Source organism: Solwaraspora sp. WMMD792 (assembly GCF_029626105.1).
Classification (GTDB): domain Bacteria; phylum Actinomycetota; class Actinomycetes; order Mycobacteriales; family Micromonosporaceae; genus Micromonospora_E.
Window position 1 is genome coordinate 6,670,857 of record NZ_JARUBH010000009.1, and the last position, 14,636, is coordinate 6,685,492.

Consider the following 14,636-nt stretch of genomic DNA (forward strand, 5'->3'; position numbering starts at 1 on the left):
ACCCCTCCTTCCGCGCGGCTCCCGCGGACACTTCGTGGTAGGACCGGCCGGCCGGCCGCGCAAGCGCTCCGGTCCTTCGTATCACCGGGGTACCCGGGAGTCCCACTGCTCAATCACCCGTGCCGGAACGGGTGGGATCACCCGGGTCGGAACCTGCGCGCGATAGCCGGTCGGCGACGTGGCCACCGGTCCTGAACTTTCATCTTTTTTCGTGGCAAAGCGCATGAGCGAGCGTGCCTCGCATGATCTGCTGCTGGCGGGAGAGGGGAGTCACAAGTGCGCAAGGTGCTCGTGTGTGTGCGAACGGTAGTTGCAGCTCAGAACATCACCGCCGCCGCCGCCCGGCTCGGTCTCTCCGCCGCAGTACGAACAGCGGTCTCTGAACCGGAGGTGATGCTGCGGCTCGCCGAACGCCCAGCGGAGATCGTACTCGCCGACACCGCCCTGGCCCGTCCGGACAGCGCCAGCTTCACCCGCCGGGTACTGGCCCGCTCGCCGGGCAGCGTGATCGTGCTGTTCGGCGGGGAGGACCCGCAGGTGGCGTCGGCCGCGCTGGCAGCCGGCGCCCGCGGACTGCTGCGCGGCACCGACGACCTGGTCACCGCCGTTGCGAAGACCCTGCTGCTGCTCGCCGCGCCGGGCCGCCGTACGCCGGCACTGCTGACCGAGCAGTCAGCAGCCGCACCGGCCCCGGCGGTGACCGCCACTATTGGTGCCGCTGGCGCGGCGACTCATCACCCCGGGGCCGCCGTCGCTGGTACCGACTCCGCCGGACGATCGGTCACCGGCGGCGCCGAGCAGACGGCTGCGGCCGCTGCCGGTGCGGACCCGGCCACCGGCCCGAACGTGGTGCCGAACCAACGCGACGACGCGGCCGCGACGGCACCGGCCGCCGACACGGCCGACGCACCGGCACCCGTCCCGCACCCCGACGGCGCACCGACCGACGGCGCGCCGACCGACGGCGCGCCGACCGACGGTGCACCCAATGACAGCGCACCGACCGACGGCGCACCCAATGGCAGCGCACCGACCGACGGTGCACCCAATGACGGTGCACCCAATGACGGCGTAGCGCACGGTGCCGGACCGGATGGCGCCCAGCCGTCGGACGGTCGAGTCACCGCACTACGCCGGATCGGGCTCACCGAACGCGAACTCCAGGTGCTACGCGGGATGGCGGAAGGCAAGAGCAACGGCGAGATCGGCCGCGACCTGTTCGTCTCGGAGGACACCGTCAAGACCCACGCGCGACGACTGTTCCGCAAGCTCGGCGCACGGGACCGGGCGCACGCGGTGGCCACCGGATTCCGTACCGGACTGGTCGCCTGACCGACCTCAGCCCGGCCGGTCCTGGTCGTCGTCCGCCTCGTCCCGCAGGGTGTCGTGCACGCCGTCGGCGTACCCCCGGGCGTACTCCCAGCTCACGTAGTGGTCCGGGTCGGGGTTGAAGGCCGGCTCATGCACCCTCGGCCGGCCGGAGTCGAGCAGGTGGCGCAGATTACCGCGCAGCAGGTCCCAGTCGAAGTAGTGCGGCTCCCGGCAGTCCTCGCAGTCGATCACCAGCCCGCGGATCCCGACCGCGCCGAGCAGCGCCCGGTAGACCTCCAGGTCGGCGAGGTCCTCCAACACGTCCTGCCGTTCGGCGGGCGTCAACGAATCCGGCTCGCCGGCCTCGGTGGGATCCTCCAGCCCGGCTGCCGGATCGGCGGGGTCGCCGCTGAACGGATCGATCGGCTCTTCGTGCACCCCTCCACCGTAGTCCCACCCGTACCGGCTGCGGGGGCCCCACCCGGTCCGGCCCGCCGCGCAGGTGGCGCGCCCGGCCGGCCCGGCGGTGGGTACGATGAACCATCGCACCGCAAGACGGGGCGAGCCGGTCAACCGCCACCCACGCCGGGCCGCCTGCCGACCCGGCGCCTGGGCATCAGCCGCCGCCGGCCTCAGGCGAACCGTCCGACCAGCTCAGGGGAAGAAGTCGTGGAAAACTCGCCCACCCAGCAGCCCGTCGTCGACAGCACCGCCAACGGCGGTCACGTGCCCCCGGTCCCCGCCGCGTTCGGCGGCCACGTGCCGGAGATGCCCGCCGGGTCGGCCCGGGCGGTGCCGCTCGGGTTGACCTTCGACGACGTGCTGCTGCAGCCCGCCGAGTCGGACGTCATCCCGAGCCGGGTCAACACGGTGACCTCGATGACCCGCAACGTGCGGCTGTCCGTACCGCTGCTGTCCAGCGCGATGGACACGGTGACCGAGGCGCGGATGGCGATCGCGATGGCCCGGCAGGGCGGCATCGGCGTACTGCACCGCAACCTCTCCGCCGACGACCAGGCGATCCAGGTCGACCTGGTGAAGCGCTCCGAGGCCGGCATGATCACCAACCCGGTGACCTGCGGCCCGGACGACACGCTGCGGCACGTCGACACGCTGTGCGGCCGGTACCGGATCTCCGGTGTCCCGGTCGTCGACGAGCAGGGCGCCCTGGTCGGCATCATCACCAACCGCGACATGCGGTTCGAGACTGACCAGAGCCGCCCGGTACGCGACCTGATGACCTCGATGCCGCTGGTCACCGCCCCGGTCGGGGTGGCCAAGGCGGACGCGCTGGCCCTGCTGCGCCAGCACAAGGTGGAGAAGTTGCCCCTGGTCGACGACGCCGGCCGGCTGCGCGGGCTGATCACCGTGAAGGACTTCACCAAGAGCGAGCAGTACCCGGACGCCACCAAGGACGACGCCGGCCGGCTGCGGGTGGCCGCTGCGATCGGCGTCGGCGACGACTCGTACAAGCGGGCCCGGACCCTGGTCGACGCGGGCGTCGACGTACTGATCGTGGACACCGCCCACGGCCACCAGCGCGGGGTGCTGGACATGGTGCGCGCCCTGAAGCGGGACACCGAGGTCGACGTGGTCGGCGGCAACGTCGCCACCTACGCCGGTGCCCGCGCGCTGGTCGAAGCCGGCGTGGACGCGGTCAAGGTCGGAGTCGGCCCGGGCGCGATCTGCACCACCCGGGTGGTCGCCGGGGTCGGTGTACCGCAGGTCACCGCGATCATGGAGGCGGTCCGGGCCTGCCACCCGGCCGGCGTTCCGGTGATCGCCGACGGCGGCATCCAGTACTCGGGCGACATCGCCAAGGCGTTGGTCGCGGGTGCGCACACGGTGATGCTGGGCAGCCTGCTCGCCGGTTGCGAGGAGAGCCCCGGCGAGCTGCTGTTCATCAACGGCAAGCAGTTCAAGTCGTACCGGGGAATGGGGTCGCTGGGCGCGATGCAGTCCCGTGGCCAGGCCCGCTCCTACTCCAAGGACCGCTACTTCCAGCACGACGTGCTCAGCGACGAGAAGCTGGTCCCGGAGGGTGTCGAGGGCCAGGTGCCGTACCGTGGACCGCTGGCCACCGTCGTGCACCAGCTGATCGGCGGGGTCCGGCTGGCCATGGGGTACGTCGGCGCCGAAGGCATCGACGACCTGCACCAGCGCGGCCAGCTGATCCGGATCACCGCGGCCGGTCTGAAGGAGAGCCACCCGCACGACATCCAGATGACCGTCGAGGCCCCCAACTACCACACCCGCTGACCTACGCCGTCGACCTGCCCGCGCGGTGGCCGAGCCGCCGGGCGGTCGACCTGTCCATGACGGAGATATGCCATGCGTGACGTGGTCGAGATCGGGCTGGGCAAGACCGCGCAGCGCGGCTACCACCTGGACGACATCGCCATCGTGCCGAGCCGGCGGACCCGGGACGTCGACGACGTCTCCACCGCGTGGCAGCTCGACGCGTACCAGTTCAAGATCCCGTGCGTGGCGCATCCGTCGGATGCCACGATGAGCCCGGCCAGCGCCGCCAAGCTGAGCGAGCTGGGCGGGCTCGGCGTACTCAACGTCGAAGGGCTGTGGACCCGCTACGAGGACCCGAGCAGGGTGCTCGGCGAGCTGACCGCGCTGGGCGACGACGACCCGGCGACCCGCCGGCTGCAGGAGGTGTACGCCGAACCGATCCGTCCCGAGCTGATCGCCGAACGGGTCCGGCAGATGCGGGCCGGCGGCGGTACGGTCGCCGCCCGGGTGTCGCCGCAGCACACCCTGGCGCTGGCCCCGGTGGTGCTGGACGCCGGCGTGGACATCCTGGTGATCCAGGGCACCCTGGTGTCGGCGGAGCACGTGTCCACCACCGACGAGCCGCTGAACCTCAAGGAGTTCATCGCCGACCTGGACCTGCCGGTGGTGGTCGGCGGCTGCACCGACTACAAGACGGCGCTGCACCTGATGCGTACCGGCGCGGCCGGGGTGATCGTCGGGATCGGCGCCGACGAGTGGTCGACCACCGACTCGGTGCTCGGTATCCGGGTGCCGATGGCCACGGCGATCGCCGACGCGGCCGCCGCCCGCCGCGACTACCTGGACGAGACCGGTGGCCGGTACGTGCACCTGATCGCCGACGGTGACCTGCAGACCTCCGGTGACATCGCCAAGGCGCTGGGCTGCGGTGCCGACGCGGTGATGCTCGGTGAGCCGCTGTCGCTGTGTGCCGAGGCCCCGGCCGCCGGGGCATGGTGGCATTCGGTGGCCAGCCACCCGAAGCTGCCGCGTGGCGCGTTCGGGGTGGCCGACGAGCCGCTGGGCACCATGGAGCAGTTGCTGTTCGGGCCGGCCGACTCCCCGGACGGCCAGCAGAACCTGTTCGGCGGGCTGCGCCGGGCGATGGCCAAGTGCGGCTACCGCGATCTGAAGGAGTTCCAGCGGGTCGGTCTGGTCCTCGACCGGTGACCAGCCGCCGTCCGTCGTTCGCGCTGCGGCGGCGTACGTCCGGTGTCGCCGCGCTGCTCGCGGCGGTGCTGGCCGCCGGCATCGCCGGCTGCGGCGTCCTGCCGGAGCTGATCGACCGAAACGACGACAGCCCGGCGGGTGGTTTCCGACCCGGTGCGGCCGGCATCGGCGACCCCTACTTTCCGACGTACGGCAACGGTGGCTACGACGTGGCCGGCTACCAGTTGACGCTGCGCTACGACCCGGACAGCGAGCGGCTCGACGGCACCGCCACGATCACCGCCACCGCCACCACGGATCTGTCCCGGTTCAACCTTGACCTGGCCGGGCTGGTCGTCGACGCGGTCACCGTCGACGACACCCCGGCCGGGCACAGCCGCGACGGCAACGAGCTGGTCGTCACCCCGGCCACCGGGCTGGCCGACGGTACGCAGTTCACCGTGGTCGTCGACTACGGCGGCCGGCCCGAGCTCCTGACCAGCCCGGACCTGGGTGCGGGCGGCTTTCACGTGACCGACGACGGGGCGATCGCGCTCGGCCAGCCTGAGTCGGCCAGCACCTGGTTCCCGGTCAACGACCATCCGCTGGACAAGGCGACCTTCGACATCGACGTCACCGTCCCGGACGGGCTGGCCGCGCTGAGCATCGGCGTACCGGGGCCCACCAGCAGCGCCGACGGCTGGACCACCTGGACCTGGTCGGAGTCCACCCCGTTGGCCAGCTACCTGACCACCCTGGTGATCGGCGACTACCGGGTGGAGCGTGGCACCCACGCCGGCCGGCCGATGGTGACCGCCGTCTCCGCCGATCTGCCGGAAGGTGGCCCGGCCGAGCAGGCGATGGCCCGCACCGGTGAGATCGCCGACTACCTGGAGTCGGTGTTCGGCCCGTACCCGGTCGACGCATACGGCGGCGTGGTGGTGAACGACGACCGGATCCGCTACGCCCTGGAGACCCAGTCCCGGCCGGTGTACGGCGACGTGTTCTTCGACTCCGGGCCGGTCACCTGGGTGGTCGCGCACGAGTTGGCCCACCAGTGGTTCGGCAACAGTGTGTCGATCCGGCACTGGCGGGACATGTGGCTCAACGAGGGTTTCGCGACGTACGCGGAGTGGTTGTGGTCCGAGCACGACGGTGCGGCCAGCGTCGACGAGATGTTCGACCGGGAGTACGACCGGATCGACTGGGCGAGTCCGGCCGGTGACCCTGGCCCGGCGGGGATCTTCAGCCAGTCGGTGTACAAGCGGGGCGGGCTGACCGTGCACGCGTTGCGGCTGACCATCGGCGACGACGCGTTCTTCCGCCTGCTCCGCACCTGGACGGCCGAGCGACGCAACGGCAACGCCAGCACCGAGGAGTTCGTCACGGTCGCCGAGCGGGTCTCCGGCCAGCCGCTGCGGGAATTCTTCGATGCCTGGCTGTACGGCGACACCGCTCCGGCCAAGCCCTGACTGGTAGTGCGTGGCGGGCCCGGCGTGAATGCCGGGCCCGCCTTGTCATGGTGTGGTGTGGGGTTCGGTCAGCGTTGCAGGGTCAGCACGCCCGGCCGGTAGGGGAGGAGGCCGTAGTCGCCGCCGGAGTTGGGGGAGCGGCCTTGGTAGAGGAATTGGAGGTTGCAGGGGTCGATGGTCATGGTCTGGTCGGCGTTGGTGCGGATGAGTTCGCCGTGGCTGATGTCGTTGGTCCAGGTGGCGCCGCTGTTGGCTTTTCCTGCGAAGGGGTTGTTTTCGCTGGTGGCGTTCGGGGTCCAGGTGCCGCCGAGGTTGGTGGCGGTGAAGGAGCGGAAGTAGCGGCCCTGGGAGCCGATGGCTTCGACGATCATGAGGTAGCGCTGTTGGCCTTGGAGTTTGTAGACCTGGACGCCTTCGAAGAGGTTGTTGGTGGTGTCGGTCATGATGGTGGTGTAGTTGGAGCCGAAGCTGCCGGGGAAGTTGCCGATGGGCATGCTGGCGCGGTAGATGCGGCCGTTGTCGCCGGCGAAGAAGAGGTACATGTTCTGGTCGTCGCCGATGAGTGCTTGGTCGATGGGTCCGGTGCCGGAGTTGCTGATGCTGCCGGTGAAGAGGGTTTGGTGGGCGGACCAGCTGTTGACGTTGGTGGGGTTGGTGGAGGTGCGGTAGGAGAAGGCGGGGCCGCCCCACTGGTAGGCGAGGACCCAGATGTTGCGGGGGGCGAAGTAGAACAGCGACGGTGCGACGGCGGAGAAGGGCATGGCGTTCTGGCTGGCGGAGCCCATCTGGTTCCAGTTGGAGAAGAGGCCGAAGTTCATGGAGCCCCAGCTGGTGCCGTAGTCGTGGTTGGTGGCGTAGACGAGGTGTTGGCCGTTGTAGGGGGCGTGGGTGAAGTCCTTGAGGGACACCCAGCCGGAGCGGGGTTGGGCGAGTGCGCCGGTGGAGGTCCAGCGGTACGTCGACGGCAGATTGCAGGCCGGCGGCGCGGTGGTCGGCGGCGGTGCGGTCGTGGGTGGCGCGGTGGTCGGTGGCGGTGCGGTGGTGGGTGGTGCGGTGGTCGGCGGTGCGGTGGTCGGGGTCGTGCCGCCGTTACACGCCACACCGTTGAGCGCGAAACTCGTCGGTGCCGGGTTGCTGCCCGTCCACGAGCCGTTGAAGCCGAACGACACCGTGCCGTTGGTGGGAACGGCGTTGTTGTAGCTCACGTTGCTGGCGGTCACCGCCGAGCCGCTCTGGGTCAGTGAGGTGTTCCAGGCCTGCGTCACCGTCTGCCCGGCGCCGAACGACCACGTCAGCGTCCAACTGGTCAGTGGATCCCCGAGGTTCGTGATGGTCACGTTGGCGCCGAACCCGCCCGGCCACTGTGACGACACGGCGTAGTTGACCGAGCAGCCCGCCGCAGCGGCATCGGCCGGTGCCGCCACGACGAGCGCGGCCGACGCCAGCAACGCGGCCCCGGCCGACGCCAGCCCGGCTCTGGTTGTTCTCGATTTGATCATGTAGCACTCTCCCGCAGGACGGTGACCTCGCACGTGTGCTCAGGTCAGTGTTAGGTGAGCGTTAACATCCGTGCCGGGTATGTTACGGGAGCGCTCCCAGTCCATCAACCTATGTCTATGCTGGGACGTCAGGTTCCTGCATGAGCCGCGCCGGAGGCAGATGCGAGTCCGGGTCCGACGGGCGGGGCCCCTCCGGGCCGTCCGGGCCGACCCGGACGAAGGTCTCCACCCGGGTCACTCGGCACGGGACGCCCTTCAACTCGAAGTCGTCGGTGCGGGGCGGCCGGTGCGCCGCGCGGGCCCGCTCGTACGCGGCCACGAACTCCTCCACCGGGGTGTCGTCGTCCAGCTTGACCCCGACGTCGGAGATCGAGAACGACTCCGCGTCCCGGGCGTCCTGCGGCGTCGCGTAGGTGGTGGACGACCGAGGCCGCCATCGGCCAGCGACGCACTCTCCGACGGTGAAACCGACCGGGAGCAGCACCACGTTCGGATGCGTGGTCACCGCCAGCCGGGAATCGGCGTGCACGTCCCCTGGGACAGCCCTCGGATGGTAGGAGGCGGAGATCATTTCCATCCGGACGAGTCCGTTGGTCAGTCCGGTGCCGGCGGCCGGGTCAATAACGAATCCGTCCAACTGCGAGGTGTTCCGCTTCGTCTGGCCGGGCGGGTACGGGTCCGGGTCGGTCGGCCGGGGTGGCTCCGGCCCGTCCGCGCCCATCCGGATGAACGGCTGGGCGCGGATGATCCGGTAGCGGGAACCGTTGACGGTCAGTTCGTCGACCGCCTCCCAGTCCAGCAACTCGTACACCGCTTCGTACTCTGCCCGCTCGGCGGCGTGCTCGGGGGTCTGCGGTGTCTCGCTGTGCAGTCTCCGGAAGTGGGATGCAAGGCTGTCACGGGCGTCCTGCGGGCTGTCGGCGTTCAGCCGCAGGATTCGCCACCGACCGTTCACCTCCTGGGCGGAGCCGTAGATCGGGGCACCCCACATGAGCTTCGGGTAGGCGGCCGCACGGTTGCGGGCGTCGTCCTCGGAAACCGCCGATACCGGGTCGTCCCGATGCTCGATTTTGATCAACAGGTGCTCAGGCACCTGGTTGGCGTCATAGACCATGTACGCATTGTGATGGCTCGATCGCTGGGCCGCAGCCCCGCCCTGCCGGGATCGGCCCGCATCACGGTCGATCCGTCTCGGTGTGGCCCTACTGGCCGTTCGGGTCCAGGCTCTGCTGACCATTCTGACCATTCTGACCATTCAGGTCCAGGGCAGCACGCGCCTCGTCTCGGCTGGGGTACCCGCAGAGCTCGACGAGGTTGCCGGTCGTCGCGACGAAGGCCTCGTAGATGTCGTCGTCGAAATGGTTGAGCCAGTCGCCGGCCTTGCCCTTGCGGTAGTGCGCCGTCGGCCCGGTCTCCAGGCGATTCTTGCGCATCCGGGAGAACCCGTGCCGGTCGAGCAGCGCCGCCAACTCGGCCGGAGGCAGGGCAATCCCACAGTGCCGCAGCAACTCTTCCACCTCGTCCGCCTGTCGCTCACCGGTCAGATCCTCGTACCGGAAGAGGCGGAACGTCTCGGCGCTGGGTGCGACCACCCACGACCGCAGCGCGGAGAAGAGGTTCTTCTCCGCGAGGTGGTTGATGATGTAGAGCAGGCCTTCCTTGCGTGGCTTCTCTTTGAGGATCTTCCGATGGTGCAGGACGTCACCCATCGGGGTGTGCGAGTTCCGCAGCGAGAAGTAACTGGAGACGACGATGTCGCGCGGGTCCCGCATCACGAAGAAGGCCCGGTACTTCTCCGGCTTGGGGATCGCTTCGAAGCGTTTGTAGCCGACGAAGAGCGACGAGGCGACCCGGCCGGGCGGAATGGCGTCAGGGTAACGCCGCCGGTGGACTCGCTGATCGAAGGGCAGCAGGCCGGAGTACTGATACACGACCGGGTCGCTGAGGATGGCCTTCACCCACTGGCTGCCCGTCTTGCGGACCGTGCAGTGGTAGATGTTGTCGTATTCGCAGCGGGCGACCACCGGGATCGTCAGCCGGCTTCTCGCGATCCGCGTCTCGAGCATCGTCCACCGCACCGCCACCCGCACGTTGCTGGGCGTGTGGTGCTTGGCGAAGGTGAAGGTCCGTTTGATCAGTGTCCTAGCCCTGTCTCTGCCCGCAGCCGGTCCCTGTCCGAAGCGGATCCCTGCCCGAAGTGGACGACACGCATCAGCGGATGCTGCGCATCTCAGCCTGAGATGATAGTACGCACCCCAGCCTGAGATGATGATGGACGTGGACCGCTCGGTCAACCTCGGAGCCGCCCGTGAATCGATGCGGCAGCCCACTACGTACCGCGAGCTCGAGGCGGCGGGGCTGGTGACCTCCCGGCGTGGCGGCGGCACCCGGGTCGCGGCCGCGCCGCCCGCCGGGCCCGGTCCGGATGAGATGCTGCGTCACCAGGCTGCCGCGTTCGTCCGCGAGACGCGTCAACTCGGCGTGGACGACAGCCAGATCATCTCGGCGGTCGCCCGAGCGCTGGCGGCTTCGATGCAGGACCCCGACGCGCAGGTCCGGTAGTCTGCCATCCAGGAGTTGGGCCGGCTCAAAGGATGTCGAGAACGGCGCGTAGCAGCCGGTTGACCTCGACCATCTCGGCCGGGCTCAGGCGGCCGACGCGCTCGCCGATCGCCTTTTCGACGTCGACGGCACGCAGTTGGTCCAGCATGAGTCGGGTTGGCTCGCCGCGTACGGTGACCTCGGGCCGGAACACGTACGGGTGGGCTGAGGTGGAGGTAGGAGCGACGATCGTCGTGGACAGGTTGAGATCGTCGGACTGCACCACCACGGCGTACCGCGCTCCTTGTTGCTCGTGACCGACGGCATCGCGGGGTGCGCGCAGCCGGTGAACGTCACCACGCACTGAGCTCGTCCATCTCAGCCTGTACGCGGCGAACCTCCGCGAGGTCGTCGATGTTGCCACGAGCGTGCTCCGCGTCGGCCCGCATCTTTGCCCTCAGCGCCTGGTCGGCGTGCTCATCGAGAAGCCGCGTGATGACCTCGTCAATCGGCGCGTCACCGAACTCTTCCGTGCGGGTCCGCATCAGCCGGTCGCGAGTGGCCGTGCTGACCCGGATCGTCGTCGTCGCCATGCAGAGAAGTCTACGTATCAGGCTACATTCTGTCTACAACTTAGGTCTACTTCCTCTGGCTGCTTGTCGATCCGCTAGCGGATGGATCGGCGGATCGGCTCGTGGTGCAGCGGTTACCAGTCGGTAATGATGGCGGGATGCGGTACGACGTGGTCGTGATCGGGTCCGGGTTCGGCGGCAGCGTCGCCGCGCTGCGGCTCGCTGAGAAGGGCTACTCGGTGCTGGTGCTGGAGGCCGGCCGCCGCTTCGCCGACCACGAGTTGCCGCGCACCTCCTGGCGGGTGCGACGGTTCCTGTGGATGCCGGCGCTCGGCTGCTACGGAATCCAGCGGATCACCCTGCTGCGCCCGCCCAGCCGACGCGGAGCAGCCCGCGTACGCGCAGGAGGAACAGGTACAGGGGAGACACCCACGGGGGAGAGCAGCGGCCGGGCCGGGGTGCTGGTGCTGTCCGGTGCCGGCGTCGGCGGCGGGTCGCTGGTTTACGCCAACACGCTCTACGAGCCGCCGGACGACTTCTACGCCGACCCGCAGTGGTCCGGCATCACCGACTGGCGGGCCGAACTCGCCCCGCACTACGCCCGCGCAAAGCAGATGCTCGGCGTCGTCGACTATCCGCGTACCACCGCCGCCGACGAGGCGATGCGGGCGGTCGCCGACCGGATGGGTGCCGCCGACACGTTCCGGTCCACCCCGGTCGCCGTCTACCTCGGTCGTCCCGGTGAGCGGGTCGCCGACCCGTACTTCGGTGGGGCCGGGCCGGACCGGGTCGGCTGCACCCACTGCGGTTCCTGCATGACCGGTTGCCGGGTCGGTGCCAAGAACTCGCTGCCGAAGAACTACCTGTGGTTCGCCGAACGGGCCGGAGCCCAGGTCCGCCCGCTGACCACGGTCGTCGGGCTGCGGCCGGGTCCGGACGGTGCCGGCTACCTGATCGACGTACGGCGTACCGGTGCCTGGGTCGGCGGCCGGCAGACGATCACCGCCGACCAGGTGGTGCTCGCCGCCGGGGCGCTCGGCACCCAGCGGCTGCTGCACGCCGCCCGCGCCACCGGCGTGCTGCCGGCGATCTCCGCCCGGATCGGCGCCCTGACCCGGACCAACTCGGAGGCGATCCTCGGCGTGTCTGTCCCCCGCCGGGCCGCCCGCCGCCGCGCCCTCGACTTCACCGACGGGGTGGCGATCACCAGTTCGTTCCACCCGGAGCCGGGCACCCACGTGGAGCCGGTGCGTTACGGCGACGGGTCCAACCTGATGGGGCTGCTGCAGTCGGCGCTGGTAGCCGGCGGGCCGCACCGGGTGCGCCGCTGGCTGGCCGCGCTGGCCGGCCGGCCCCGCGACACGGTACGGCTGCTGTCGGTTCGGGACTGGTCGCGGCGCACCATCGTGGCGCTGGTGATGCAGTCGGTGGACAACTCGCTGACCACGTACCACCGACGCGGGCGGCTGGTCGCCGGGCACGGGCACGGCGAGCCGAACCCGAGCTGGATCCCGGCCGGTCACCGGGCGGTACGGCTGCTCGCCGACGAGATCGGCGGCCTGCCGGGTGGCGCGGTCACCGAGCCGTTCGACGTGCCGATGACCGCGCACATCCTGGGCGGGGCGGTGATCGGAGCCACCGCTGCCGAGGGCGTCGTCGACCCGTACCACCGGGTGTTCGGTTGTCCGGGCCTGCACGTGGTCGACGGCGCGGCGGTCCCGGCGAACCTGGGGGTGAACCCGTCGCTGACCATCGCCGCGCTCGCCGAGCGGGCGATGGCCCACTGGCCGGTCAAGGGCGAGCCGGACCGCCGTCCGCCAGCGATCTGAGGCCAGCGCATCGGCGACCTGAACCATCGTCCAGCCGTCGCCGGCACGGTCGGTAGGCTTCGTGGACATGAGCACGCCGCGTCCGGTCCTGGTGGTGGACTTCGGAGCCCAGTACGCCCAGCTGATCGCCCGTCGGGTGCGCGAGGCCAAGGTCTACTCGGAGATCGTCCCGCATGACATGCCGGTGGCCGAGATGATGGCCAAGGAGCCGGCCGCGATCATCCTGTCCGGCGGCCCGGCCAGCGTCTACGCCGACGGTGCCCCGCAGGTCGACCCGAAGCTGTTCGACGGCGGGGTGCCGGTCTTCGGCATCTGCTACGGCTTCCAGGCGATGGCGTTGGCGCTCGGCGGCACGGTCGCGCACACCGGCAACCGGGAGTACGGCGGCACCCCGCTGGCCGCCCGCCCCGAGGCCGGAGTGCTGCTGCGGGAGCTGCCGACCGAGATCCCGGTGTGGATGAGTCACGGTGACTGCGTGACCGCCGCGCCGGAAGGGTTCACGGTCACCGCCGGTTCGGCCGGGGCACCGGTCGCCGCGTTCGAGGATCTCGCCGGCCGGCGGGCCGGCGTGCAGTTCCACCCGGAGGTGGGGCACACCGCGCACGGCCAGCTGATGCTGACCCGCTTCCTGTACGACATCGCCGGCATCGAGCCGACCTGGACGCCGCAGAACATCATCGACGAGCAGGTGGCCCGGATCCGCGAGCAGGTCGGTGCCAAGGAGGTCATCTGCGGGCTGTCCGGCGGGGTCGACTCGGCGGTCGCCGCCGCGTTGGTGCACCGGGCTGTCGGCGACCAGCTGACCTGTGTCTTCGTCGACCACGGGCTGCTGCGGGCGGGGGAGGCCGAGCAGGTCGAGTCGGACTACGTCGCCGCGACCGGGATCAAGTTGAAGGTGGTCGACGCCACCGACCAGTTCCTCGGCGCGTTGACCGGGGTGACCGACCCGGAGCAGAAGCGCAAGATCATCGGTCGGGAGTTCATCCGGGTCTTCGAGGCGGCGGCCCGTGAGGTGGCCGCCGCCGGTGACGTCGAATTCCTGGTGCAGGGCACCCTCTACCCGGACGTGGTGGAGTCCGGTGGCGGCACCGGCACCGCCAACATCAAGTCGCACCACAACGTCGGCGGGCTGCCGGACGACCTGCAGTTCGCCCTGGTCGAGCCGCTGCGCACGCTGTTCAAGGACGAGGTGCGGGCGCTCGGCCTGCAACTCGGCCTGCCGGAGGCGATGGTCTGGCGGCACCCGTTCCCCGGCCCGGGTCTGGCGATCCGGATCATCGGCGCGGTCGACCGGCAGCGGCTGGACCTGCTGCGCGCCGCCGATCTGATCGCCCGCGAGGAGCTCACCGCCGCCGGGCTGGACCGCGACGTCTGGCAGTTCCCGGTGGTGCTGCTGGCCGACGTACGCAGCGTCGGGGTGCAGGGCGACGGGCGCAGCTACGGCCACCCGGTGGTGCTGCGTCCGGTGTCCAGTGAGGACGCCATGACCGCCGACTGGTCCCGGCTGCCGTACGAGGTGATCGGCCGGATCTCCACCCGGATCACCAACGAGGTGCCCGAGGTGAACCGGGTGGTGCTGGACGTGACCAGCAAGCCGCCGGGCACCATCGAGTGGGAGTGAGCTGACCGGTCAGTCGGCGGTACCGCAGCGGCCGGTCAGATCGGCCCCCGGTCGCCGTGCACCGGCATGGTCGGTGCCGGGGTGGTGGTCGCCGCAGCAGGTGCAGCGGTGGTCGCCGCAGTGGGCCAGGGCGGCGCGGTCGGCGGCTCCTCCGGCATCAGGAACCAGATCACCGGGTAGGTCAGCGCGGCCAGGCCGCCGGTCAGTACGGTGACCACCGCGAAGATCACCCGGACCAGGGTGGGGTCGGCGTCGAAGTAGCGGCCGAGGCCGCTGGCGACACCGGCGATCATGCGGTCCGTGGTGGGTCGCCGGAGCTGCTTGTACGGGGCCTGAGCTGTGGGGTTCTGGGAGGTCGTCAT

Annotated in this window: 14 protein-coding genes and 1 pseudogene; 8 read left to right on the top strand and 7 right to left on the bottom strand. The window is 70.3% G+C overall.

Annotated elements, in window-relative coordinates; translation table 11 throughout:
- Positions 1–276 precede the first annotated feature (276 nt).
- Positions 277–645: pseudogene (locus O7629_RS33675) on the top strand (helix-turn-helix transcriptional regulator); the annotation flags it as partial.
- On the top strand, positions 619–1,332 hold the full coding sequence (locus tag O7629_RS31085; protein WP_347403742.1) for a helix-turn-helix transcriptional regulator: 714 nt from the start codon (positions 619–621) through the stop codon (positions 1,330–1,332). The pseudogene O7629_RS33675 and the gene O7629_RS31085, both read left to right, overlap by 27 nt.
- Before the next feature lie 6 nt (positions 1,333–1,338).
- Here O7629_RS31085 and O7629_RS31090 read toward each other — a convergent pair whose 3' ends face one another.
- Positions 1,339–1,749 carry a DUF5319 domain-containing protein gene (locus O7629_RS31090; RefSeq protein WP_278173786.1) on the bottom strand — a complete coding sequence of 137 codons (411 nt, stop codon included), beginning with the start codon at positions 1,747–1,749 and terminating at the stop codon, positions 1,339–1,341.
- Positions 1,750–2,079: 330 nt separating this feature from the next.
- On the opposite strand from O7629_RS31090, the gene guaB reads away from it, so the two are divergent.
- The 3 genes from guaB (at position 2,080) to O7629_RS31105 (ending at position 6,212) form a co-directional block, all read left to right on the top strand.
- Positions 2,080–3,570 (top strand): IMP dehydrogenase, encoded by a 1,491-nt coding sequence (gene guaB, locus O7629_RS31095; protein ID WP_278174757.1) that lies wholly within the window; start codon positions 2,080–2,082, stop codon positions 3,568–3,570.
- A 72-nt stretch (positions 3,571–3,642) separates the two neighbouring features.
- Positions 3,643–4,761 carry a GuaB3 family IMP dehydrogenase-related protein gene (locus tag O7629_RS31100; protein ID WP_278173788.1) on the top strand — a complete coding sequence of 373 codons (1,119 nt, stop codon included), beginning with the start codon at positions 3,643–3,645 and terminating at the stop codon, positions 4,759–4,761.
- Between the two features lie 68 nt (positions 4,762–4,829).
- Positions 4,830–6,212, top strand: coding sequence for a M1 family metallopeptidase (locus O7629_RS31105; protein ID WP_278174758.1), 1,383 nt, complete (start codon positions 4,830–4,832; stop codon positions 6,210–6,212).
- Between the two features lie 68 nt (positions 6,213–6,280).
- Here O7629_RS31105 and O7629_RS31110 read toward each other — a convergent pair whose 3' ends face one another.
- The 3 genes from O7629_RS31110 to O7629_RS31120 form a co-directional block, all read right to left on the bottom strand.
- Positions 6,281–7,711 (bottom strand): non-reducing end alpha-L-arabinofuranosidase family hydrolase, encoded by a 1,431-nt coding sequence (locus O7629_RS31110; protein ID WP_278173790.1) that lies wholly within the window; start codon positions 7,709–7,711, stop codon positions 6,281–6,283.
- Between the two features lie 115 nt (positions 7,712–7,826).
- Positions 7,827–8,825: a DUF5954 family protein gene (locus tag O7629_RS31115; protein ID WP_278173792.1), complete on the bottom strand. Its 999-nt coding sequence runs from the start codon at positions 8,823–8,825 to the stop codon at positions 7,827–7,829.
- An 88-nt stretch (positions 8,826–8,913) separates the two neighbouring features.
- Positions 8,914–9,849 carry a sulfotransferase domain-containing protein gene (locus O7629_RS31120; RefSeq protein ID WP_278174759.1) on the bottom strand — a complete coding sequence of 312 codons (936 nt, stop codon included), beginning with the start codon at positions 9,847–9,849 and terminating at the stop codon, positions 8,914–8,916.
- Between the two features lie 130 nt (positions 9,850–9,979).
- Between O7629_RS31120 and O7629_RS31125 the strand changes: the two genes are divergently transcribed.
- The gene (locus O7629_RS31125; protein ID WP_278174820.1) at positions 9,980–10,273 is read left to right on the top strand and encodes a hypothetical protein; all 294 of its coding nucleotides are present in this window, start codon (positions 9,980–9,982) and stop codon (positions 10,271–10,273) included.
- Between the two features lie 25 nt (positions 10,274–10,298).
- On the opposite strand, the gene O7629_RS31130 is transcribed toward O7629_RS31125, so the two are convergent.
- Both O7629_RS31130 and O7629_RS31135 read right to left on the bottom strand, forming a co-directional pair.
- Complete coding sequence (locus O7629_RS31130; RefSeq protein WP_278173794.1) at positions 10,299–10,616, bottom strand: type II toxin-antitoxin system PemK/MazF family toxin; 318 nt, start codon at positions 10,614–10,616, stop codon at positions 10,299–10,301.
- A complete protein-coding gene (locus tag O7629_RS31135) occupies positions 10,606–10,845 on the bottom strand; it encodes a hypothetical protein (protein ID WP_158632395.1) in 240 nt (79 codons plus the stop codon). The genes O7629_RS31130 and O7629_RS31135 overlap by 11 nt, the downstream gene beginning before the upstream one ends.
- A gap of 137 nt (positions 10,846–10,982) precedes the next feature.
- Between O7629_RS31135 and O7629_RS31140 the strand changes: the two genes are divergently transcribed.
- A complete protein-coding gene (locus O7629_RS31140; protein ID WP_347403704.1) occupies positions 10,983–12,653 on the top strand; it encodes a GMC family oxidoreductase in 1,671 nt (556 codons plus the stop codon).
- Positions 12,654–12,720: 67 nt separating this feature from the next.
- Positions 12,721–14,274, top strand: a complete 1,554-nt coding sequence (gene guaA / locus O7629_RS31145) for a glutamine-hydrolyzing GMP synthase (protein WP_278173797.1) — start codon at positions 12,721–12,723, stop codon at positions 14,272–14,274.
- A 35-nt stretch (positions 14,275–14,309) separates the two neighbouring features.
- Here guaA and O7629_RS31150 read toward each other — a convergent pair whose 3' ends face one another.
- Complete coding sequence (locus tag O7629_RS31150; RefSeq protein ID WP_278173799.1) at positions 14,310–14,636, bottom strand: PspC domain-containing protein; 327 nt, start codon at positions 14,634–14,636, stop codon at positions 14,310–14,312.